Source organism: Sphingomonas turrisvirgatae, from assembly GCF_001721295.1.
GTDB classification, from domain to species: Bacteria; Pseudomonadota; Alphaproteobacteria; order Sphingomonadales; family Sphingomonadaceae; genus Sphingomonas; species Sphingomonas turrisvirgatae.
The window spans coordinates 85,680-107,905 of the sequence record NZ_MDDS01000057.1; the positions used below are offsets into that span (position 1 = coordinate 85,680).

General features: G+C 66.9%; 23 protein-coding genes. 9 read left to right on the forward strand and 14 right to left on the reverse strand.

Annotated elements, in window-relative coordinates; genetic code table 11:
* The first annotated feature begins 86 nt into the window (after positions 1 to 86).
* The 4 genes from BFL28_RS16185 to BFL28_RS16200 are packed head-to-tail and all read left to right on the forward strand — an operon-like array spanning position 87 to position 3,197.
* Positions 87 to 1,169, forward strand: a complete 1,083-nt coding sequence (locus BFL28_RS16185) for a SufB/SufD family protein (protein WP_069321552.1) — start codon at positions 87 to 89, stop codon at positions 1,167 to 1,169.
* Complete coding sequence (locus BFL28_RS16190) at positions 1,166 to 2,377, forward strand: cysteine desulfurase (protein ID WP_069321553.1); 1,212 nt, start codon at positions 1,166 to 1,168, stop codon at positions 2,375 to 2,377. Before BFL28_RS16185 ends, BFL28_RS16190 begins: the two co-directional genes overlap by 4 nt.
* Positions 2,374 to 2,841, forward strand: a complete 468-nt coding sequence (locus BFL28_RS16195; protein ID WP_069321554.1) for an SUF system Fe-S cluster assembly protein — start codon at positions 2,374 to 2,376, stop codon at positions 2,839 to 2,841. The genes BFL28_RS16190 and BFL28_RS16195 overlap by 4 nt, the downstream gene beginning before the upstream one ends.
* Entirely contained in the window at positions 2,841 to 3,197 is a 357-nt protein-coding gene (locus tag BFL28_RS16200; RefSeq protein WP_069321555.1) for a HesB/IscA family protein, read from the forward strand. Before BFL28_RS16195 ends, BFL28_RS16200 begins: the two co-directional genes overlap by 1 nt.
* Before the next feature lie 219 nt (positions 3,198 to 3,416).
* Here BFL28_RS16200 and BFL28_RS16205 read toward each other — a convergent pair whose 3' ends face one another.
* Complete coding sequence (locus tag BFL28_RS16205) at positions 3,417 to 4,403, reverse strand: 2-hydroxyacid dehydrogenase (RefSeq protein ID WP_069321556.1); 987 nt, start codon at positions 4,401 to 4,403, stop codon at positions 3,417 to 3,419.
* Positions 4,404 to 4,530: 127 nt separating this feature from the next.
* Between BFL28_RS16205 and BFL28_RS16210 the strand changes: the two genes are divergently transcribed.
* Positions 4,531 to 4,989 carry an SH3 domain-containing protein gene (locus BFL28_RS16210; RefSeq protein ID WP_420911776.1) on the forward strand — a complete coding sequence of 153 codons (459 nt, stop codon included), beginning with the start codon at positions 4,531 to 4,533 and terminating at the stop codon, positions 4,987 to 4,989.
* A 33-nt stretch (positions 4,990 to 5,022) separates the two neighbouring features.
* On the opposite strand, the gene BFL28_RS16215 is transcribed toward BFL28_RS16210, so the two are convergent.
* Positions 5,023 to 6,207, reverse strand: a complete 1,185-nt coding sequence (locus tag BFL28_RS16215; RefSeq protein ID WP_069321558.1) for an acetyl-CoA C-acyltransferase — start codon at positions 6,205 to 6,207, stop codon at positions 5,023 to 5,025.
* Positions 6,208 to 6,282: 75 nt separating this feature from the next.
* On the opposite strand from BFL28_RS16215, the gene BFL28_RS16220 reads away from it, so the two are divergent.
* Positions 6,283 to 6,537: a hypothetical protein gene (locus tag BFL28_RS16220; protein WP_069321559.1), complete on the forward strand. Its 255-nt coding sequence runs from the start codon at positions 6,283 to 6,285 to the stop codon at positions 6,535 to 6,537.
* A gap of 25 nt (positions 6,538 to 6,562) precedes the next feature.
* On the forward strand, positions 6,563 to 7,306 hold the full coding sequence (locus BFL28_RS16225) for a prepilin peptidase (RefSeq protein ID WP_069321560.1): 744 nt from the start codon (positions 6,563 to 6,565) through the stop codon (positions 7,304 to 7,306).
* 3 nt (positions 7,307 to 7,309) lie between these two features.
* Here BFL28_RS16225 and BFL28_RS16230 read toward each other — a convergent pair whose 3' ends face one another.
* Positions 7,310 to 7,546 (reverse strand): hypothetical protein, encoded by a 237-nt coding sequence (locus tag BFL28_RS16230; RefSeq protein WP_069321561.1) that lies wholly within the window; start codon positions 7,544 to 7,546, stop codon positions 7,310 to 7,312.
* Between the two features lie 87 nt (positions 7,547 to 7,633).
* On the opposite strand from BFL28_RS16230, the gene BFL28_RS16235 reads away from it, so the two are divergent.
* Positions 7,634 to 9,085 carry a coniferyl aldehyde dehydrogenase gene (locus tag BFL28_RS16235; protein ID WP_079247218.1) on the forward strand — a complete coding sequence of 484 codons (1,452 nt, stop codon included), beginning with the start codon at positions 7,634 to 7,636 and terminating at the stop codon, positions 9,083 to 9,085.
* 66 nt (positions 9,086 to 9,151) lie between these two features.
* Here BFL28_RS16235 and BFL28_RS16240 read toward each other — a convergent pair whose 3' ends face one another.
* Complete coding sequence (locus BFL28_RS16240) at positions 9,152 to 9,847, reverse strand: glutamine amidotransferase (protein ID WP_069321562.1); 696 nt, start codon at positions 9,845 to 9,847, stop codon at positions 9,152 to 9,154.
* 193 nt (positions 9,848 to 10,040) lie between these two features.
* Between BFL28_RS16240 and BFL28_RS16245 the strand changes: the two genes are divergently transcribed.
* Positions 10,041 to 10,316 (forward strand): hypothetical protein, encoded by a 276-nt coding sequence (locus BFL28_RS16245; RefSeq protein ID WP_069321563.1) that lies wholly within the window; start codon positions 10,041 to 10,043, stop codon positions 10,314 to 10,316.
* Between the two features lie 77 nt (positions 10,317 to 10,393).
* Here BFL28_RS16245 and BFL28_RS16250 read toward each other — a convergent pair whose 3' ends face one another.
* From BFL28_RS16250 to murG, 10 genes are all read right to left on the reverse strand, one after another.
* On the reverse strand, positions 10,394 to 11,557 hold the full coding sequence (locus BFL28_RS16250) for a deoxyguanosinetriphosphate triphosphohydrolase (protein ID WP_069321564.1): 1,164 nt from the start codon (positions 11,555 to 11,557) through the stop codon (positions 10,394 to 10,396).
* 40 nt (positions 11,558 to 11,597) lie between these two features.
* On the reverse strand, positions 11,598 to 13,583 hold the full coding sequence (locus BFL28_RS16255; RefSeq protein WP_069321565.1) for a hypothetical protein: 1,986 nt from the start codon (positions 13,581 to 13,583) through the stop codon (positions 11,598 to 11,600).
* Between the two features lie 174 nt (positions 13,584 to 13,757).
* Positions 13,758 to 15,248, reverse strand: a complete 1,491-nt coding sequence (gene ftsZ / locus BFL28_RS16260; RefSeq protein WP_069321566.1) for a cell division protein FtsZ — start codon at positions 15,246 to 15,248, stop codon at positions 13,758 to 13,760.
* A gap of 136 nt (positions 15,249 to 15,384) precedes the next feature.
* Entirely contained in the window at positions 15,385 to 16,647 is a 1,263-nt protein-coding gene (gene ftsA / locus BFL28_RS16265) for a cell division protein FtsA (protein ID WP_069321567.1), read from the reverse strand.
* 21 nt (positions 16,648 to 16,668) lie between these two features.
* Entirely contained in the window at positions 16,669 to 17,577 is a 909-nt protein-coding gene (locus BFL28_RS16270) for a cell division protein FtsQ/DivIB (RefSeq protein ID WP_069321568.1), read from the reverse strand.
* Positions 17,574 to 18,509: a D-alanine--D-alanine ligase gene (locus tag BFL28_RS16275; RefSeq protein WP_079247219.1), complete on the reverse strand. Its 936-nt coding sequence runs from the start codon at positions 18,507 to 18,509 to the stop codon at positions 17,574 to 17,576. Before BFL28_RS16275 ends, BFL28_RS16270 begins: the two co-directional genes overlap by 4 nt.
* On the reverse strand, positions 18,506 to 19,432 hold the full coding sequence (murB, locus tag BFL28_RS16280; protein WP_420911777.1) for a UDP-N-acetylmuramate dehydrogenase: 927 nt from the start codon (positions 19,430 to 19,432) through the stop codon (positions 18,506 to 18,508). Before murB ends, BFL28_RS16275 begins: the two co-directional genes overlap by 4 nt.
* A complete protein-coding gene (locus BFL28_RS16285) occupies positions 19,429 to 19,623 on the reverse strand; it encodes a hypothetical protein (RefSeq protein WP_069321570.1) in 195 nt (64 codons plus the stop codon). Before BFL28_RS16285 ends, murB begins: the two co-directional genes overlap by 4 nt.
* A complete protein-coding gene (gene murC, locus BFL28_RS16290) occupies positions 19,620 to 21,050 on the reverse strand; it encodes a UDP-N-acetylmuramate--L-alanine ligase (RefSeq protein ID WP_069321571.1) in 1,431 nt (476 codons plus the stop codon). Before murC ends, BFL28_RS16285 begins: the two co-directional genes overlap by 4 nt.
* Entirely contained in the window at positions 21,047 to 22,225 is a 1,179-nt protein-coding gene (gene murG / locus BFL28_RS16295; protein ID WP_069321572.1) for an undecaprenyldiphospho-muramoylpentapeptide beta-N-acetylglucosaminyltransferase, read from the reverse strand. The genes murC and murG overlap by 4 nt, the downstream gene beginning before the upstream one ends.
* Position 22,226 lies beyond the last annotated feature (1 nt).

Genomic DNA, 22,226 nt, shown 5'->3' on the forward strand with positions numbered 1-22,226 from the left:
GCGCCTCCGCGCCTCCGCTCGAACCAATCTTCTTCTCTTCGTGCCTTCGTGCCTTCGTGCGCAAATAACTTCCTGAGCCGCGCAGCATGACACTCGCCACCCTCCCCTCTCCCCGCGACGAGGCCTGGCGCTGGGCCGACCTCGACTCGCTTCGCACCGCCGCGCAAACGCCGCAACAGTCGACCGGCATCGACCCGGCCAGCTTGTTCCTCGACCTGCCCGGCCCGCGCCTCACCTTCATCGACGGTGCGTTCGAGCCGGCGCATAGCCGCCCCGGCGCGGTCCAGTTGACCCGGCTCGACATGAACGCCTCGCATCCGCTTGGCGCCCTGGCGCAAGGCGAAGGCTGGGTGCTAAAACTCGACGCACGGACCGCGACCGATCCGGTTCAGATCGTCCACCTCGCCACCGGCGGCGAAAATCATCTGCCCGCGCGCATCGACCTTGCCGAAGATGGCGTCGCGACCGTCATCGAAAGCTATGCCGGGCGCGGTTGGAGCAACCGTCTGCTCCACGCCTCGCTCGGCAAGGGCGCGCGCCTCATGCGCGCCGTCCGCCTGCTTCAGGACCAGGGCTTCGTCTCGATCCGTGATGAGGCCAGCATCGGCGAAGCAGCCAGCTATGTCGCGACCTTCCTAGGCGCGGGCCAGAGTGGCAGCCGCATCGACGGCTTCCTGCGCTGCGACGGGGTCGGTGCCTTCGCCGAAATGGGCGGCGCATTGCTCACCCGCGGCGAGCAGCGCCAGGAATGCGCCGTCGCCGTCCACCACGCCGCTCCCGAAGGCACCAGCCGACAGGTCTGGCGCGCGGTCGCGGCCGACGCATCGACCGTTAGCCTTGCCGCCCGTGCCGAGGTTGCTCGCCACGCGCAAAAGACCGACGGGGAACAGTCATTGCGCGGCCTGCTCCTGAAGCGCACCTCGACGGTGAATTTGAAGCCCGAACTCGAAATCTTTGCCGACGACGTGAAGTGCGCCCATGGTGCAACGGTCGGCGAACTCGATCGCAGGGCGCTGTTCTACATGCAATCGCGCGGGATCCCCGAGGCTCAGGCCAAGGCGCTGCTCACCCACGCCTTCGTCGCCGACGCGCTCGACCGCATCGGGGACGAGGCGGTGGGCGAGGCGTTCAAGGCCGACGCCGACCGCTGGCTTGAGGCGGCGCTGTGACCACGCTCACCGCCACCGCCCCGCTCGACCTGCTCGCCGACTTTCCCGCGATTCCGGCGGGCTGGGCCTATCTCGACACCGCTGCGACCTCGCAAAAGCCAGCTCAAGTGATCGACGCGATCACGCGCAGCTACGACACCGCCTATGCCACCGTACATCGGGGCGTGTACCAGCGCTCGGCCGACATGACGCTGGCGTTCGAGGCTGCTCGCTGCCGCGTCGCTCAGTTCATCGGTGGGCAGGAGAACGAGATCGTCTTCACCCGCGGCGCGACCGAGGGGATCAATCTCGTCGCGCAATGCTGGGCACAGACGAACCTCAAGGCAGGCGACCGCATCCTGCTCAGCCAGCTTGAGCATCACAGCAACATCGTGCCGTGGCAGATGGCGGCCGAGCGCGTCGGCGCGCAGATCGACGTCGTCCCGCTGACGCACGACCACCGCATCGACCTCGATGCGATGGCGGCCATGCTGACCGAGCGACACAAGCTGGTCGCGTTCGCCCATGTCTCCAACGTCCTCGGCTCCGTCCTCGATGCGCGCCGCGCTGCCGACCTCGCTCACGCCGTCGGCGCCAGGATCCTGATCGATGGCTGCCAGGCGGTACCCCGCCTCGCGGTGGACGTCGCCGACCTCGACTGCGACTTCTACGTTTTTTCCGGCCACAAACTCTACGGCCCGACCGGCATCGGCGTGCTGTGGGCGCGATACGACCTGCTCGACGCCATGCCCCCCTATCAGGGCGGCGGCTCGATGATCGACCGCGTGACGTTCGATCGGACCACCTACGCGCCCCCGCCGGGCCGGTTCGAGGCGGGCACGCCGCACATCACCGGCGTGCTCGGCCTTCACGCCGCGATCGACTATGTGACCAGCATCGGCCTCGACCGCATCCATGCGCACGAGACGGCGCTGGTGACTCGCACACGCGATGCGCTTGCCGGCCTGAACAGCGTTCGCCTCTTCGGCCCCGGCGACAGCGCGGGCATCGTGAGCTTCGAGGTTCAGGGGGTGCATCCGCACGATGTCGCCACCATCTTGGACGAAGGCGATGTCGCAATCCGCGCCGGCCATCACTGCGCACAGCCGCTGATGGACAGCTTGGGCGTCGCGGCGACGGCACGGGCAAGCTTCGGCGTGTATAACGGGGCGGCGGACATCGACGCGCTGGTCAAGGGTATCGAACGAGTGACGAGGATCTTCGGGTGAGCGAAGCAGGTAAAATCCAGGTGGAAGAAGTGACCTCGGTCGAGGCACCACCCCGCGCGCGCGTCGAGGAAACGCCTAAAGCGACGTTCGAGCGCAAGCGCGACTATCTCGACGGCTTCCTCTCGCAAAAGCCGGCCGACGCGCCTGCGGGCGAACCCGGCGGCGCGACCTATGAAGCGATCATCGATGCGCTGAAGGAAATCTACGACCCCGAAATCCCGGTCAACATCTATGACCTCGGCCTCATCTACAATGTCGAGGTGACGAGCGAAGGCCATGCCGTCGTGACGATGACGCTGACCACGCCGCATTGCCCGGTCGCCGAATCGATGCCGGGCGAGGTCGAGTTGCGCGTCGGGGCGGTGCCGGGTGTAGGCCATGCCGAGGTCAACCTCGTCTGGGATCCGCCATGGGACCCGCAGAAGATGAGCGACGAAGCCCGGCTCGAATTGGGGATGCTGTGATGAGCGACGTAAAGACCCGCGCCCGCCCGGCCGCGATCCTGCTGACGCCGGCTTCGGAGGCGCGCATCGCGTCGCTGATGGCGAGCGCGCCGGCCGATGCGATCGGCGTCAAGCTTTCCACGCCGCGCCGGGGCTGTTCGGGCCTAGCTTACTCCGTCGATTACGTCACCTCGGCCAATCCGATGGACGAGCGCATCGACACGCCCGGCGGCACGCTGTTCGTCGATGGCGGCTCGGTCCTCTATCTGATCGGATCGACCATGGACTGGGTCGAGGACGACTTCACCGCCGGCTTCGTGTTCAACAATCCGAACGCAAAGGGCGCATGCGGCTGCGGCGAGAGCTTCACTGTCTGACGAAGCGCCGCGGTCGAACGCGACTCGCAACACGCTGCTGGCCGCGACCATCCTTCTCGCGCCGGGCGGCTTCATCCTGGGCGGCATGCTCCTCGCTCGCGCCCTGAAGAAGCGGCAGTCCAATTCCGGCAGCCCGGCTAAAACCGGGATCTCAGGCGAGAGCGCAGGACAGGCGTTGCACGACACCTCAGCCTCCGCCGGAGTGAGTGACGAAAAGGGCTAGGCCCAGCCCTCCAGAACCTGATCCGGCGGCCTATGCCCATCGGCCCAGAAGCGGATATTCGCGATAACCTTCTCGCCCGTCGCAATCCGCCCCTCCAGCGTCGCCGAGCCCATGTGCGGCGTCATCACCACATTGGGCAGCGCGAGCAGCCGCGGATCGATTTCGGGCTCGAACCGCCACACGTCGAGCCCCGCCCCGGCCAGCCGCCCCGCTTCCAACGCGGCGACCATCGCATCCTCGTCCACGATCCCGCCGCGCGAGGCGTTGATGAGGTACACTTGCGGGCCGAGCAGGCCGATCCGGCGCGCGTCGATCAGGTCGCGGCTGTCGTCGTTGAGCGGCGTGTGGATCGTCAGGATGTCGATGTTGCTCAACATCTCGTCCAGATTGGGATGCCATTCCGCGCCGAACTCGGCCTCCACCACCTTGGGCAGGCGATGGCGGTTGTGATAGTGGATCGAAAGCCCGAACGCCCGCGCGCGCCGCGCGACCGCCTGGCCGATCCGTCCCATGCCGACGATGCCCAGCCGCTTGCCGCCGATGCGGTGGCCCAGCATGCCGCCCGGCGACCAGCCGTTCCACTGGCCCGATCGCACCAGCTTTTCTCCCTCGGCCAGCCGGCGCGGCACCGATACGATCAGCGCCATCGTCATGTCGGCCGTATCTTCGGTCAGCACACCCGGGGTATTGGTGACGACGATCCGCCGCGCGCGCGCCGCCTTGAGGTCGATATGGTTAACGCCAGCGCCGAAATTCGCGATCAGCTTCAGCCGCTCGCCAGCCCCGGCGATCAGTTCGGCGTCGATGGTGTCGGTCACCGTCGGCACCAGCACGTCGCATTCCGCCATCGCAGTAGCCAGCGCGGCGCGGTCCATCGCGACGTCGCCAGGATTGGCCACGACGTCGAACAGTTCGGCCATCCGCGCATTGATCGCATCGGGCAGGTCACGAGTGACGACGACGCGGGGACGCTGCTGTGCCATGTTCGATCGATTGGCCTCACGTCACGTGCCAGTCAATGGTTGAAGCGTCGCGTGCCTAGGCGTTAGACGAACAAGGTCAGTCAGGGGTCATCGAATGCGCGTGCGAGTTCAAGCGGTTGTCGCCATGATGGCGTTGGGATTGCTGTCCGCCAGCATCGCCGACGCTTGGGCGCAGCAGCGCAAGCCGCCCTATTATGCCTCGATCGCCGCGTCGAAGGCGCGGATGCGCACCGGTCCAGGCCGCAACTATCCCGCCAGCTGGCTCTATCAGCGCGCTGACCTGCCCGTGAAGGTGATCGAAGTCTATAATGACTGGCGCAAGGTCGAGGATCCGGACGGCACACAGGGCTGGATGCAGGTCGCTCTCATGTCGCCCACCCGCACCGGCTATATCGTCGGCGGGATCGTCGAGCTGCGCGACGCGCCGCGCGGCAACGCTCGCATCAACTGGCGCGCCGCACCGGGCGTGATCGGCCGGATCAGCAAATGTGAGCGCGGCTGGTGCTGGTTCGACGTCAAGGGCCGCGCCGGCTATGTCGAACAGAACCGCATCTGGGGCACCGACCCGGGCGAAGAGATCGACTGAGCCGCCGCTCCGACTCCCGCCAGGGCGTGCCGATTACATCAGCTCGACCGCCATCGCCGTCGCCTCGCCCCCGCCGATGCACAGCGACGCCAGGCCCCGCTTCTGGCCGTTGTTCTGCAGGCCGGCCAGCAGCGTCGCCAGAATCCGCGCGCCGCTCGCCCCGATCGGGTGGCCCAGCGCGCATGCGCCACCATTGATGTTCAGCACGTCATGCGGCACCGACAGGTCGCGCATCGCGATCATCGAAACACATGCGAACGCTTCGTTCACCTCGAACAGATCGACGTCGCCGGTCTTCCACCCCGCCCGCTCCAGCGCCTTTTGCATCGCAAACACCGGCGCCGTGGTGAAACGTGCCGGCAGGTGCGCATGCCCGGCGTGCGACACCACTTTCGCCACCGGCTGCAGGCCCAGCTTCTCGGCAACCGACAGCCGGCTGAGCACCAGCGCCGCCGCACCGTCCGAGATCGACGAGGCGTTCGCCGCCGTGATCGTCCCATCCTTGGCAAAGGCCGGCTTGAGCGTCGGGATCTTCGACGCGTCGGCCTTGCTGGGCTGCTCGTCCTTATCGACCACGACCACGCCCTTGCGGGTCCTGACTTCGACCGGCACGATCTCCCGGTCGAAGCCGCCGCTGGTGGCCGCCTTTTGCGCGCGCGTCAGGCTGGCGATGGCGAACGCGTCCTGGGCTTCACGCGTGAACTGATATTCGGTGGCGATCTCCTCCGCGAACGTGCCCATCGCACGGCCGGGTTCATAGGCGTCCTCAAGCCCGTCCAGGAACATGTGATCGTAAAGGCGATCATGCCCGATCCGCGCCCCGCTGCGATGCTTCAACGACAGGTACGGCGCATTGGTCATGCTCTCCAGCCCGCCGCCGATGATCATGTCGGCGGTCCCGGCGGCCAGCGCCTCGCTCGCCATGATCGCGGCCTGCATGCCCGATCCGCACATTTTGTTGACCGTGGTCGCCTCGATATGGTCGGGCAGCCCGGCCTTGCGCGCAGCCTGCCGCGCCGGTGCCTGGCCAAGCCCTGCAGGCAGCACGCAGCCCATATAGATGCGGTCCACCGCCTCGCCCTTCAGCCCGGCGCGCTCGACCGCCGCGCCCACCGCCGTGGCGCCCAGCTCGGTCGCGGTGACATCGCTGAACACGCCCTGCATGCTGCCCATCGGCGTACGCGCATAGGAAAGGATGACGACGGGATCGTGGGACATGATCGGCTTCCTGTGAGTTTGTCTTCCAGTGCGATCTAGGTTCGCTCGAATCAAAACGCAAAGCAGGGATGCCGCATGGAATTGATGGATGTTCTCAAATGGTTCGCCTCGATCAGCGGCATCATCGCCGCTTTCATGGTCAGCCTAGACAACGGCCGCCGCGTCACCGGCTGCGGCTTTGCGCTCTTCGTCGCGTCGAGTATTGCCTGGATCAGCGGCGCGATCATGGATGGCGAAACGGCGCTCCTGTCCCAGAACATGGTGTTGTTCGGCATCAACCTCTTCGGCGTCTATCGCTATCTGATCCGCAAGAAGCCAGTCGATACCTGAGCGGAATTGAGGCAAAAAGCGCGGCATGCCCGACTACGCCTACCCGCTCCTCCTCGGTCTGCTCGGCCTCGTCCTCGGCAGCTTCATCGCGACGATCGCGATGCGCTGGCCACAGGGTCGAAGCGCGCTGCACGGCCGCTCGGCATGCGACAGTTGCGACAAGGCCCTGCGCGCGCATGAACTCGTGCCGCTGCTCAGCTATGTGCTGCAGCGCGGGCGCTGCCGTGCATGCGGCGGCGCAATCCATCCCGGTCACCCCGGAACCGAACTGGCCGGACTGGTCGTCGGGGTTGCCGCCGGTCTCGTCGCGCCGGGGCCGGAGGGGGTGGCCGGCGCGATCTTCGGCTGGCTCCTGCTCGCGCTCGCGGCGCTCGACCTCGCCGCCTTCTGGCTGCCGAACCTGCTCACCGCGACACTGGCGCTCACCGGCATCGTCGACGGCTTCCTCTTCCCGCCCAACTGGCTCGACCGCATCGCCGGTGGCGTCATCGGCTATTGCCTGCTCGAACTCGCTCGCTTCACCTATCGCCTGATCCGCAAGCGACAGGGGCTGGGCGGCGGCGACGCCAGGATGTTCGCCGGCATCGGCATCTGGCTCGGCGCCTCCATGCTCGCCCCGATATTGCTGGCCGCCAGCCTGATCGGCCTCGCCTTTGCAGCGGCGGCTCGTATCTCTGGCCGCGAAATGTCGATGACCAGTCGCCTGCCGCTCGGCACGCTGCTCGCGATCGCCGCGTTCCCGGCCTGGCTCTACGGCGTGGCGATCTAGCCCCTACATCGTCATCCGGTCACCTGTGCCGCTCGGCAGTTTGGGCGCCGGCCGGCCCATCGTCCAGTTCTTGGTCAGCCGGACCGATGGATTGGGCGCGCACCAGATTTCGCCCGTTTCGCTGATTGCGGTCACCCAGATCAGGTTATGCTCCTGCCCGTAATCGATCATGCCGATGGCATAGCCTTCGCCCTTGCCGAGCACGTTGAGCGGGATCGGCGGGTTGAGCTGCGTGAACATGCGGAGCTTTCGTAAGCGTGAGCCCGTATAACGTATGTAAATGATCGAGGTTCAATCGCGCCGCCGCGCCATTGCACGCACTGCCAAATCGCCCGATATCCGGGCGCGGACGAGGAGAGAATAGTGGCCGACCTGCGCGCAATGCTCGACACTCAACGCACAGCTTTCATGGCCGAGTTGCCGGTCGCGATTTCCGTGCGCAAGGATCGCCTGAGGCGCGCCGCCGTGATGGTCGGGGAAAATGCCGTACGACTCTGCGACGCGCTGAGCGAGGATTTCGGCCACCGCAGCCTGCGCCAATCGATGATTACCGACATCGCCGCCTCGGTCGCCTCATTGAAACATGCTATCAAGCAAGTCGATCGCTGGGCGCGGCGCGAGAAGAAGCCGGTCATGTTCCCGCTCGGCCTGCTTGGTGCCCGCGCGTGGGTCGAATATCAGCCAAAAGGCGTGGTCGGCATCATCTCGCCATGGAATTTTCCGGTCAATCTCGTGATGTCGCCGCTTGCCGGAGTGTTCGCCGCAGGCAACCGCGCGATGGTCAAGACAAGCGAGTTCACGCCCGCCACCGCCGCCCTGTTCGAAGAACTCGTCCCGGCCTATTTCGACGCAACCGAACTCGCTTTCGTCAGCGGCGGTCCGGAAATGGGCCAGGCGTTCGCCGCCCTGCCTTTCGATCATCTGCTGTTCACTGGCGCCACCGGCATCGGCCGTCATATCCTGCACGCGGCGGCGGACAATCTGACGCCGGTGACGCTCGAGCTTGGCGGCAAGTCGCCCGCGATCCTCGCCCGCTCCGCCGACCTTGCCCAGGCGACCGAGCGGGTCGCGATGGGCAAGATGCTGAACGCCGGCCAGATCTGCATCGCGCCCGATTACCTGATGGTCCCCGCCGAACAGGAAGCCGCCGCGGTCGAAGGCCTGACCCGCGCCGCCAGCGCGATGTACCCGACGCTGCTCGCCAACCCGGACTATACAGCCATCATCAACGACCGCCATTTCGAGCGCCTCACCGCCGCCCTCGACGATGCACGTGCGAAGGGGGCCGAAGTGATCGCCGTAAACCCGGCCGGCGAGGACTTCGGCCGGTCCAACGCGCGCAAGCTCCCGCTGCACATCGTGCGCAATCCGACCGACGACATGGTGGTCATGCAGGAGGAGATTTTCGGCCCCATCCTGCCGGTCCGCAAATACGACACGATCGATGGCGCGATCGTCGAGGTGAACCGCCGCGACCGTCCACTCGCGCTCTATTACTTCGGGAGCGACGAGGCCGAACGCCGCCGCGTGCTCGATCGCACCATCTCGGGCGGCGTCAGCCTCGACGACACCATCTTCCACGTCTCGATGGAGGAACTGCCCTTCGGCGGCATCGGGCCCTCGGGCATGGGCGCCTATCACGGCGAAACGGGCTTCCGCACCTTCAGCCATGCCAAAAGCGTGTTCAAGCAGTCGAGGCTCAATGTGGCAAAGCTCGGCGGGCTCATGCCGCCCTATGGCAAGCGCACCGACGCTGCGATCAAACGCCAGCTGGGCTGATCGGCCGCGACATCAAGTTCCAAGCTAGCCACGCCCCGCCTGTTCTGCCCCGACGCAGCGCACGCGTCACAGCCCCGTCAGCCACTCCGCGATCATCGTCCGACCGGCCGCGACCGCGCGCGACCCGTGCCGGTCATGCTGTGCGCGCAGCGCGGCCACGCTGGTCCCGGCACACGCGACATAGTCGTCCGCACCGTCCAGCCATTCCTCGAAACGCGGGTCCTCCCCCATCTCCGCGTGGAATTGCAGCGCGAGCAGGGCCGACCCGCGCCGGAATGCCTGGTGCGCGCAGCCCGGTGTCGATGCGAGCAGTTCGACGCCGTCGGGCAGCGGAAAGGTGTCGCCATGCCAATGCAGCACCGGCACGTCCGCAACATGGCGTAACGGTGACGCCGCCCCAGCCGCGTTCAACTCAACCGGCGCGAATCCGACCTCTCGTACAGGACCGACATGGACCTTCACCCCCATCGCCTGCGCGATCATCTGAGCGCCCAAACATACCCCCAACGTCGGCAGGCCGAGCGAGATGCGGCTGGCCAGCCGGTCGACCTCGCAATCGATCCAGGGATGCGCTTCACGCTCGTACACGCCCATCGGCCCGCCCATCAGGATCAGCAGGTCCGGCGTGTTGAAGTTCACGCGCGAAAAGTCTGGGTCGGTCACGTCGATGCGATCGAGTTGATAGCCGGCAGCTTCGACAGGCTCGCGAAATCCGGCGATGCCCTCATAGGGCGTGTGCCGAATGATCAATCCTCGTTTCATCGCTTCAGCCTAGCATCGCTGGTGTTCCGCAAAACCTGACTCGGGGTTTACAGCGCCAAAGGCCTGCTACGAATGCAGGCGCTGCAATCGCATATGCGCGCTTCGCGATCGTCAATTGCTGCGGCGCAACATACGATCGTTTCAACAACATAACGAGAGGTGCCGATCTGGCTCTAACACCGGGAGACAGCTCGTGACCAAGATCATCATTCTCGCCGCCGCCCTTTTCGCCGTCCCGACTGCCGCCGCCGCAGCCGAGCGCACGTTCACCCGCGATGGTGTGACCTACACCTATACCAGCGCCAAACAGGGTGAGCGGACCGTCATCACCGGCAAGACGTCGCAGGGTTCGGCCTATACCCTCACCGTCCGTGGCAAGCGCGTCAGCGGCCTCGTCGGTGGCACGCCCGTTGCCTTCACCATCGCCAAGCCGCTGGCCGGCTCGGTTAAGACGGCCAGCATCGACTGATCGCAAATGGCCGGCCTGCTTCGCCCGGACGGGCGGGATCAGGCCGGCCCTTGTCTCCGTCCTGCAAGATTACGGACCTAAAACCCCTCGGGCAGGTCGATCGGCCCGACTGCCTCGCGATATCGCGTGACTGCGTAACGATCCGTCATGCCGGCAATAAAATCGGCGATGTGCCGGCTTCGCCACGGCTCTTCGGTCGGCAGGCAATCGCCCCATCCCTCCGGCATCAGCGCCGGGTCTGCGCTATAGGCCGCGAACAGCCCGCTGACGATGCCTTGGGCCACGTCCGCGGCCGCCAGTTGGCGTGGGTGGTGATAAAGATTGGCATACATGAAGCGCTTGAGCGTGCGCTCCGCCTCGCGCATCTCGTCGGAAAAACGAGCCAGCGTCATGCCTGCCGCGCGAACGTCCGCCACGCTTTCGACCCGCGCCGCCGTGACGCCGCGCCGCGTTTCTTCGATCAGGTCGTTGACCATCACGCCGATCTGCGCCCGCACCAGTTCGCGCATCAGCCGCTTGGGCTCGCCGCCCGGAAACTGCGCTTGCACCGCTTCCCACCCCCGCGCGACCAGTGGCACCTCAAGTAGCTGTTCGATCGTCAGCAATCCGGCGCGCAGGCCGTCGTCGATGTCGTGATTGTCATAGGCGATATCGTCGGCGATCGCCGCGACCTGTGCCTCGAGCGAGGCATGGCTGGCCAGCTCGAGCGGAAACGCCTGGTCCGCCGCCCTCAGCGCCCAGCCAGGATGTCGCACCGGTCCGTTATGCTTGGCCAGCCCCTCCAGCGTCTCCCACGACAGGTTCAGTCCATCCCAGCCGGGATAGGGGCTGTCGATCGTCATCAGCGCGCGGAGCGTGTTGCCATTATGGTCGAAACCACCTTGCGCGTGCAGCGCGGCCTTCAACGCATCCTCGCCGGCATGTCCAAACGGGGGGTGGCCGATATCGTGCGCCAGGCACAGTGCCTCGGTCAAATCCTCGTTCAGCCCCAGCTGCCGCGCCACCGTCCGTCCGATCTGCGCAACTTCCAGGCTATGGGTCAGGCGGACGCGAAAATGGTCGCCATCGGGCGCCATGAACACCTGTGTCTTGTGGCGCAGACGGCGGAAGCTGATCGAATGGACGATGCGATCACGATCGCGCTGGAACGCGTCGCGCGGCCCGCGCGTGGTCCCCTGCCTTTCGGCATGAGCCCGTCCACGGCTCAGCGCCGGATCACTGGTATAGGGCGCAAGCTTCACGCGGGGAAGTTCAGGCGAATCGGCATCGCCGCGGCATAGATCAATTTGCCGACAGCTTGTCGATCTTCTGCCCGGCCTCGCTGGTAAAGGTGAATGCCGACAAGCCCTTTCTCCCGATCGCGTTCACGAAGCCTTGCGCTTCGCCCGCCGTCTTGAACGGCCCGGTCAGCAACCGGTTGGTAAAGCGCAGCGGCGTCGTCCAGGGCTGTCTGCCACGAAATTCGGCCGGTGCCTTCGCGACCAGTCCGCGCCATGCCTTAGGCAAATCGCTCACATTCGCGCCGCCCGCTACCTGCACCCAGATCCGTGCCGGCTCGGCCTTTGCCGGATCGGGCTTGGCCTTCGCCTTCGGGTCCGCTGCCTTGCCCTTGGCTTCGGCGGCCTTGCCTTTCGCGTTGGCTGGGGTCGGTTTGGCCGCCGCCGCATCGCCCGCCTTGGCGGCTGGCCTGGCCTTGGATTCGACCTCCTTGCTCCCGCCTGCCGCTCGTGCGGGTTCGGGTCGCGTGGGCTGGACGCGCGTCACCTGCACCGGCGCGGCGGCGGCAGGTGCAGGATCGGGCTGCGGCGTCGGCTCGGGCGCCGCAGCTTCCGCTCGCTGCTCGCCAGGCATCGGCGCGACGCCCAGTTCGGAAGCGGGAATCGTGATGCCGGCAATGATCCGCGCGATGACGCTGTCTTCCTTGCCGATCCCCGGGGGCTGTGGCGGCATGGCGGCAGCGACTTGGGCGGCGGGCGCAGCCGGCTGGCTTACGGCCGGTGTGGATGACGCAGCTTCGGCAACCTGCGCGGGCTGCGCTTGCACGACCGGATCAACCGGCGGCGGTGTCGCTACGGGCGCGGCTGCAAGCCGCTGCGCCTCGGCTGCGCGCTGCGCCTCGGCCAGCCGCACCGCTTCCGCCGCCGCGCGCTGCTGCGCCTGCAACTCGGCGACGCGACGGGCCTCGGCTTCCCGCGCCGCCTGTTCGGACGCAAGCCGTTCGCTCTCGCGCTGCCTTGCGGCCAATGCCTCGCGTTCCTGTTGCGCGCGAATATCGGCCAGCCGCTGCGCTTCGCGCCGATCGGCTTCCTGCTGCGCCAGCCGCTGCGTCTCGCGCGCTTCCGCCTCACGTACTTGCTGCGCCTGCGCCTCACGTGCCGCCTGCCGGCGTTGCGAGGCGTTCATGCGCCGCTCCTGCCGCGCCGGTTGGCTGGCCGCTGGCTGCGGGACGCGAGTTTGTTGTGCAGCCGCAAGCGCCACGCCTGGCTCCGGTCGCAACGCCGGCAGCGGCGGCGCGACGCTCGCATCGGCAATGCGCGCAGGCGTGCGGCGGATCTCACCGAAATGAACGGCGAATGCCTTGTCCGCCGCAGCGAGGGCGGGGAGACGGCGGAAAAAGGGTGACAGCGCGGTCCCGAACCCGCCCATCATGCTCGCCGCGATCTTGTCGGCGCCGGCGGCGTCGCCGTTCATCGCCAGGATGAAGGCCCGCGCGCGCCACGCCGCGCGATCGCTTCGTTTCAACAGCGGATCGAGGATCGTCATGGCCTGCGCCGTATCGCCACTGATTCCCAGCGACAGCGCATAGCGCCGACGAGTCTCGTCATCCGGGTTCAGCCGCATCGCCACGCGATGCTCGCGCTGGGCATGCCCCTGCGCCCCGATCAGATCATAGGCAAGGCCGCGATCGGACGCATAGGGCTCCATCGCCAGCCCGGCACGCGCCGCCGCATCGAACAGCCGCAGCGCTTCGCCGGGCCGCTCGTTGCGCACCATGACCATCGCCTGCCCGGCCTGAAGACGCGGGTTGCGCGGATCGAGCGCCTGCGCCCGCGCGAAAAAGCCGGCGGCGGCGGAGGGATCGCTCAGCCGAGCGCTCAGCTCGCCCGCCGACAACAGTGCGCGCACGTTGCGCGGATCGCGCGCCAGCACGCGCATTTCCTCTGCCAGCCGATCGGCGTTGGGCGTCGCCGCCTGCACGACCTCCTGCGCCGATGTCGGGGCGGCAGGCAAAAGCGCGGCGACAAGTGCCAGCAACGGCACCGACATCAGGGTTCGGGATTGGGACAAGGCGTTCATGCTTGGATGCCGCTTAAGCACTGCGCGGCTGAACGCCCAATGTCAGTGCGTCCGGCCAGCGGCGAGATGCGCGACACACGCGGCGGGCCGAAGCGGCTGCGCCCGGTCCGGCAAGTACCGGACGGGGCGCCAGCCAGCGACTCGTTACTGGTTGTTCTGGCGATTGAGGAAGCGCGGGATATCCAGCGGATCCTTGTCGACTTCTTCCTTCGATCCGCCACGCGCTGCAGCCATCCGCTCGAACAGCGTGCCGCCACGACGTGGCGTCTCGGCGGCGGGTGCCGGCGCCGCATCGTCGTCGCCGCCGGTCAACCAGCGGCGGCGGATGGTCGGCTCGGGCGGCGGTGCTTCTGCGGCCGGCTGCGGCGCGATCGCCTCGCTGCCAAGCACCAGTTCATCGTCGAACCGCTTCGGCGCGGCTGTCGGCTCTTCGGCCGGCAGTGGCGCTTCAAGCGTCAGCTCATCGTCCGGCGACCCGCCCGCGGCTTCGGAAAAGCCCGGCTGCGGCACCTCGGCGACCGACTCGGCGTCGTAGGCAGGAGCCTGTGCCGGCTCGGCCGCGGCAGCCTCAGCCTCGGTTGCGGGCGCCAGCGGGCGGCGCACGGTGCCGAACGAGAAGCTGCGCGAGGTATCGGCGGCCGGTGCTGCGGCAACCGGCTTCTTGCCTGGCTCAGCCTCGATCCCGGTGGCGACGACCGACACGCGGATCTTGCCTTCCAGTTCGGGGTTGAACGCCGAACCCCAGATGATGTTGGCGTTGTCGTCGACCAGTTCGCGAATATGATTCGCGGCTTCGTCAACTTCCAGCAGGCGCATGTCGTCGCCGCCGGTGATCGAAACGATGACGCCCTTGGCGCCGTCCAGCGACACGCCGTCCAGCAGCGGGTTGGCGATCGCCTGCTGCGCCGCCTCGATCGCACGGCTGTCGCCCGATGCTTCGCCGGTGCCCATCATCGCCTTGCCCATCTCGCTCATCACCGAACGCACGTCGGCAAAGTCGAGGTTGATAAGGCCAGGCATGACCATCAGGTCGGTAATGCCGCGCACGCCCTGCTGCAGCACTTCGTCCGCCATCTGGAACGCTTCCTTGAAGGTCGTGTTCGCATTGGCCACCAGGAACAGGTTCTGGTTGGGGATGACGATCAGCGTATCGACGAACTTCTGAAGCTCTTCGATGCCGTCCTCGGCAGACTTCGCGCGCTTCTTGCCCTCGAACGCGAACGGTTTGGTCACGACGCCAACCGTCAGGATGCCCATGTCGCGCGCCGCCTTGGCGATGACGGGGGCTGCGCCGGTGCCCGTGCCGCCGCCCATGCCGGCCGCGATGAAGCACATATGCGCGCCATTGAGCGCTTCCTGAACCTGCTCGATCGTCTCTTCCGCCGCCGCACGGCCGATCTCGGGCCGGCTGCCAGCACCCAGGCCCTGCGTGATCTTCGCGCCAAGCTGAATGCGCTGCGCCGCGGTGGACGCCTTCAGCGCCTGTGCGTCGGTATTGGCGACCAGAAACTCGACGCCCTGCACTTCGGCGCGGATCATGTTGGCGATGGCGTTGCCGCCTGCGCCGCCGACACCGATCACGGTGATCCGGGGGGTCAGTTCGTCAAGATCGGGCGGGAGGAAGTCGATGCTCATGTCTTACCTGTCTCCATCAGGCGGCGCGCCCCACGAGCATCGCCTGCTTAACCTTCGTTTCTGCACCAAGCCGATGGCCGGTGCCAGCGCATTTAACCTGTCATCAACAGTATTTTTCAGTCGGCGCGCCGTATTTTCAGTAGTTCGCCTTGAACGCTGCCATCAGGCGGCTGAACATTGCCTTGGGATTGGCGCGAACGACAAGCTGCCCCGGATGCTCCAGCGTGCGCAGGTCGACCGGGTCGGCCGCCGCGAAGGTCGCCAGGCCCGCCAGCGTCGCAAAGGCAGGCCCCGCATGCGCCTCGGGCAGCGCCGACAGGCCGCGCGGCCGCCCCACGCGAACCGATCGGCCCAGCGCCTGCTGCGCATAATCGGCAATACCCTTCAATTCCGCGCCGCCGCCCGTCAGGACGATCTGCCGCCCGACCGGGTCCTCGAAATGCAGCTTGGTTAGCTCCTCACGGATCATCGCCATCAGCCGGTCGAGCCGTTGGCGGATCACCGCGATCAGCTGCGCGCGCGTGATCCGCGTCCCCTCGGCATTCTCCTCGTGCGCCGAAAGCGGCGCGACGTCGATCATGTCGTGATTGTCGCGCGGCGTCATGTTGGCCGAGCCATAGAAGCACTTCATCCGCTCGGCCTGCCCGCGCCGCGTGCCGAACGCACTCGCGATGTCGTCGGTGATGTCGGCCGATCCGCAGGCGATCGAAGCCAGCCCAGTCAGGACGCCGTCCTTGTAGACCGAGACGTTGGTCACCCCCGCCCCGATCTCGACCAGCGCGACGCCCAGTTCGCGCTCCTCCTCGGACAGGCAGGCCAGCCCCGTCGCGACCGGCGCGGCGATGATCGACTTGACCTCAAGATGCGCCGAGCGGACGCACAGGTCCAGGTTGCGCACCGGCGCGCCTTCGGTCGACACGACATGGATATCGACGCCCAGCCGCTCGGCATGCAGACCCTTGGGCTGCTTGACGCCGGCAAGCCCGTCCAGCGTGTAGCGCGTGGGTTGCGCGTGCAGCACCATCCGCCCACCTGGATTGATCGCCTCGCGCCCGGCCTGGAGCAATTCATCCACGTCCGACTGCTCGACACGGTGTCCGCCCAGATCGACTTCAAGCCGGAGGATGTTCGATTCCATGCCGCCAGCCGAAAAGCTGACCCACACATCCTCGATGTTGGTGCCGGCGATCCGCTCGGCCTGCTCGACCGCCTCGCGCACGGCGACTTCGGTTGCGTGCATGTCGGCGATATAGCCGCGCTGCACGCCGCGGCTCTCGCGCTGGCCGGTGCCCAGCACGACCAGTTCGCCGCCATCGCCCTTTTGCGCGATCAATGCCGAAACCTTCGACGATCCGATATCGAGCGCGGTGATCAGTCCCTCAGGTGCCGTCTTCGCCATAAGTCCCCCTAAACGCGCGCTTTATTCGCTCACACTGGCCGTTTGAATCTCTCGCCGCTCGACTTGTCCCGGCATCCGCACGACCAGTCGCGCGGGATCGCGCATATCGAAGCGCAGATAGCCGCGTCCCAGCAGCCGATCGGCGCCGTCCAGTTCGGCGAACTTCTTCAATGCCTTGGCAGCATCCGCCTCGCCCTCGGGCAACGCCAGACGCTCGCCGGTGTTGAACGACAGGTCCCAGCGACGGTTACCGATCCACGTCGCCGCCTTGACCAGCGGCTTGAGCGCCGGCGCAGCATCCAGCAGCCGCTGATAGGCGGGCTGCTGCGCATAGGCGCCGTCGCCGATCACCAGCGGCAGGTCAGGCATCGCCTCGGCCGATACCGGCTCCAGCAGCACGCCTTCGGCATCGATCAGCATCAGCTGGCCCTTGTGCTGCCAGACCGCCGCCGCCCGTCGCTCGACGATATGGACCATCAGCGTGTCGGGCAATCGACGCGACACGCGTGCGTCCGCAACCCAGCCAATGCTCATCAGCTTGCCGCGCACCTCTTCCAGATCGACCAGCGGCATCGCCTGGCTCTTCTGGTCGAGCGTGTAGTTATAGACCGACATCTTGTCGGCATGCTTGATGCCCGTCACCTCGACCTGCTCGACCCGGAACCCGGCACGGCCGACCGTCTCGGCCAGCGCGGTGCCGATGATGCCCGGCACCCCGAACAGCGTGGCGACGCCCAGCAGTGAAGCGACCGCGATTCCCGTCAGCCCCCACACCGTTACCCGGTGCAGCGTCGCATCGCTCAGCGGCAGCGCCGAGATCGCAAGATCGAGGACATTGGGCTCCTTGCGCTTGGCGACCGCGCGCGAGGGTTGCGCCGCACGCTTGGGCTTCACCGTCTGACGCTTGGCCGAGCTCGGTTTCCGGCTCATCCCGCATCCTCCTTAAGCGCTTCCTCGACGATCGCCTGCACCAACTCCGGATAGGTCATGCCCAACTTCTTCGCCTGTTCAGGCACCAGGCTTAGCGGCGTCATCCCGGGCTGCGTATTCACCTCGAGCAGAAACAGTCCTTCGACACCCAGCGTGTCATCCCACCGGAAATCGGAGCGCGACGCGCCCTTGCAGCCAAGCAGGCGATGCGCGTCGAGTGCGATGCGCTGGCAAGCCCGCGCAATCTCGTCGGGGATTTCGGCGGGGCAAACATGTTCGGTCAGCCCATCGGTATACTTGGCATCGAAATCATAGAAGCCGCTCTTGGGCCGAAGTTCAGTCACCAGCAGCGCCCGATCACCCAGCACCGCCGTGGTCAGTTCCCGCCCGCGAATGAAGGGTTCGGCCAGCAGTTCGTCGAATTCCTGCCAAGGCCCCTTCGCCTCGGCGCTGATCGGGTTACCATAATTGCCTTCGGCGGTGACGATCGCCACCCCGACCGACGATCCTTCATTGACCGGCTTCAGCACATAGGGCCGCGGCAGCGGATCGGCTTCATGCAGCGATGCGGTAGATACGACATGCCCGCCGGGCATCGGGATGCCGTGCGGGACCAGTGCCTGCTTCGTCAGTTGCTTGTCGATCGCGATGACCGATGTGACCATGCCGCTGTGCGTGTAGCGCAGGCCCATCAGGTCGAGCATGCCCTGCACCGTGCCGTCCTCGCCTGGCGTACCGTGCAGCGCGTTGAACACCACGTCCGGCTTCGCCGCGGCCAGCCGCGCCGCCACGTCGCGATCCATGTCGATCAGGGTGACCTTGTGCCCCAGCGACTCCAGCGCCTCGGCGACGCCCTCGCCCGACATCAGCGACACCGGCCGCTCCGCCGACCAGCCGCCCATCAGGACCGCGATGTGCAAACGCTCACTCACTTACTCGAACCCACGCTTTCCCTGGCGTCGTCGGCGAACATGCCGACACGCTGTATTTCCCATTCCAGCTCGACACCGGAATGCGCTTTCACCTTCGCCCGCACGTCCTCGCCCAGCCCTTCGATATCGGCACTCGTCGCACCGCCCAGGTTCAGCAGGAAGTTCGTGTGCTTTTCGCTCACCTGCGCGCCGCCGCGCTTCATCCCGCGGCATCCGGCGGCATCCACCAGCGCCCACGCCTTCTCGCCCGGTGGGTTCTTGAAGGTCGAACCGCCGGTCTTGCTGCGCAGCGGTTGGGACTCTTCGCGCGCTGCCGCGATACGGTCCATTTCCGCCTGGATCGCCGCTGGATCGCCCGCCTCGCCCCGAAAGGTCGCGCTCACCACCACTGCGCCCTCAGGTAGCGTCGAATGGCGATAGCTGTAACCAAGCTCGTCGACGCTCAGCGCGCGCCGCTCGCCCGACCGCAGCACGACCTCGCACTCGACCAGCACCTCCGCCGTCTCGCGTCCATAGGCCCCGCCGTTCATCCGCACGAAGCCGCCCACCGTGCCGGGGATGGAGCGCAGGAATTCGACGCCGGCAATGCCCGCATCGCGCGCGATCGAAGAGACCAGAATGCCGCTCGCCCCGCCGCCGCAACGCAGCGTCAGGCCGTCGGCAAAAACCTTGGCGAACGACTTGCCCAATCGCACCACCACGCCCGGCACGCCACCATCGCGCACGATCAGGTTCGACCCCAGGCCCAGCGCCATGACGGGCATGTTCGAGTCTAAGCCGCTGAGAAACGCGCTGAGATCCTCGACATCCGCCGGCTCGAACAGCCACTGCGCCGTCCCGCCGCTCTTGAACCACACCAAAGGCGCGAGCGGCGCGTCCGGGGTCAGCTTCCCCCGCACCTTGGGGAGAAGCGCGACACTCACTTCAGCCCCCACAGCTTGGCCCATTGCTTCCAATAGGACAGGTTTGCCTCGGCGACCTTTTGCCCCGCTTCCTGCAGATCGATCATCCGCTGCCCGGCGCCCAGCGCCTTCTGAGCCGCATCCATCTGCGCCTTCTGCGCGCGAATGATCTCGCGCTGCATGTCGGTGGCGAGGGTGAACCAGTCGCTCATGCTGCCCGCGCTCGCTGCGCATTGACTGCCTCGGCGAGGCCCGCGGCCCATTTGGTGATGTCGCCCGCGCCCAGACAGACGATCAGGTCGCCCGGTTGCGCGACGTCCGCCAGCACATCGGCCAGGTCTCCCGCGTCCGCGACCGTCGCGGCCGAACGGTGCCCCCGCTCCAGCGTTCGCGCCACCAGCGCCTGCGCATCCACACCATCGATCGCCGCCTCGCCCGCGGCATAGACCGGCGTCACATAGACCAGGTCCGCATCGTTGAACGCCTGCGCAAAGTCGTCCATCAAATTGCCCAGCCGCGAATAGCGGTGCGGCTGGACGACGGCGATCACCCTGCCCTCCGCGCTCTCGCGTGCCGCCGCCAGCACCGCGCGGATCTCGACCGGATGATGGCCGTAATCGTCGATCACGATCGCCGGCTTGCCGCTCGCAAAGCCGATCTGGCCAACCTTGGTGAAACGGCGCTTGACCCCGCCGAACTGCGCGAAGCCGTTCTGGATCGTCGCATCGTCGATGCCCATCTCCAGCGCGACGCCGATCGCGGCCAGCGCATTCTGGACATTGTGCCGCCCCGGCATCGGCAGGTCGATACCCTCGATCGACCGAACCGTGCCGTCGCGATTGCGAATGATCGCCTCGAACCGGTTCCCGCCGGGATAGGGCTGCACGTTCACCCCGCGCACGTCTGCCGACGCCGCGAAGCCATAGGTCACGATGCGGCGATCGCGAACGCGCGGGATGATCGCCTGCACCTCGGGATGATCCAGGCACAAGAGCGCCGCGCCATAGAAAGGCACGTTCTCGACGAACTCGACATAGGCGTCCTTGGCCTTGTCGAAGCTGCCATAATGATCGAGATGTTCGGGATCGATGTTGGTCACGACCGCGATGGTGCCGTCCAGCCGCAGGAACGAACCGTCGCTTTCGTCGGCCTCGACCACCATCCACTCGCTGTCGCCCAGCCGGGCGTTGGAGCCATATTGGTTGATGATGCCGCCGTTGATGACGGTGGGATCGACCCCGCCAGCATCGAGCAGCGCCGCGATCATGCTGGTCGTCGTCGTCTTGCCGTGGGTGCCCGCCACCGCGACCGTGGACTTGAGGCGCATCAGCTCAGCCAGCATCTCCGCGCGCCGCACGACCGGGATGCGCGCGGCATAGGCGGCCTGCACCTCGGGATTGTCGCGACGGATCGCGGTCGAAGTGACGACCACCGCCGCATCGCCCAGATTGTCGGCCCGCTGTCCGATCGCGATCGGGATGCCGCGCTTGCGCAGCCCTTCGATCACATAGCCTTCGGCGCTGTCGCTGCCCTGCACCTTGTAGCCAAGGTTGTGCATCACCTCGGCGATGCCCGACATGCCGATGCCGCCGATGCCCACGAAATGGATCGTGCCGATGTCCTTGGCCACGCCCTTCATGCCGACACCTTCGCATAGGCGGCGCCCGCGGCCGGAGCGACCTTCACCGGCTGAGCACGCCCCAGTCCGGCCGACGCATAATCGGCGTCGATCGACTCGACCAGGTCGGCCAGATCGCGCACCGCGTCGGGGCGCCCAACGCTGCGCGCGCATGCCGCGGCATTCGCCAGCGCCACCGGCTCGAGTCCCAGCTTCTGGATCTGTTTCGCCAGCTCCTGCGCCGTGAACGCCCGCTGCGGGATCGTCCGCGCCCCGCCCGCCGCGCTGATCTCGCGCGCATTCGCGGCCTGGTGGTCGTCGGTCGCCCCGGGCAGCGGCACCAGGATCGCCGGACGTCCGGCTGCGGTCAGCTCAGCGACCGTCGAGGCGCCCGCGCGCGCAATCACGACGTGCGACCAGGCCAGGCGTTCGGGCAGGTCAGGGAGATAGGTCGCGATCTCGGCCGGGATGCCATGCTCGAGATATTTGCGGCGCACCTCGTCAATGTCTTCGATCCGCGCCTGATGCGTCACTTGCAGCCGCCGGCGGAAATGCATCGGCAACAGCGCCAAGCCGTCGGGCACCACTTCGCTCAGGATCGATGCGCCCTGGCTTCCACCAGTCACCAGCACGCGGAAGATGCCGTCTTCGTCCAGCGGAGGATAAGGCTTCAGCCGCAGGTCCAGCACTGCCTCGCGCACCGGATTGCCCACGAGATGCACCCGGTCCTCATACCCCGGCTTCAACCGCTCGACCTTGTCATAGCTCGTGGCGATCGCATCGACCTTGCCCGCGACCAGCCGGTTGACGCGGCCCAGCACGGCGTTCTGCTCGTGGATCACGGTCGGCACCTTCGCCGCAAACGCCGCGAGGAGCGCGGGGAGCGAGGCATAGCCGCCAAATGCCACCACCGCCGCGGGCTTGAACTCGCGGTATAATTTCAGCGCGGCCGACCGTCCCTGCCGCATCGCATTTGCCGCCTTCAGCCAGCCGATCGGCCCGCCCGACAGGCGCGATGCCGGCACCACCCGCGTCTCGATCCCGTCGAACAGGTCGGGAAAGCGCACGCCGCGCGCATCGCTCACCAGCGCGACCTTGTGCCCGCGCTTCATCAACTCCGCCGCAAGCGCCGCCGCCGGGACCATGTGCCCGCCGGTGCCGCCTGCGGCCAATACGTAATGCTTACCCGAACCCATC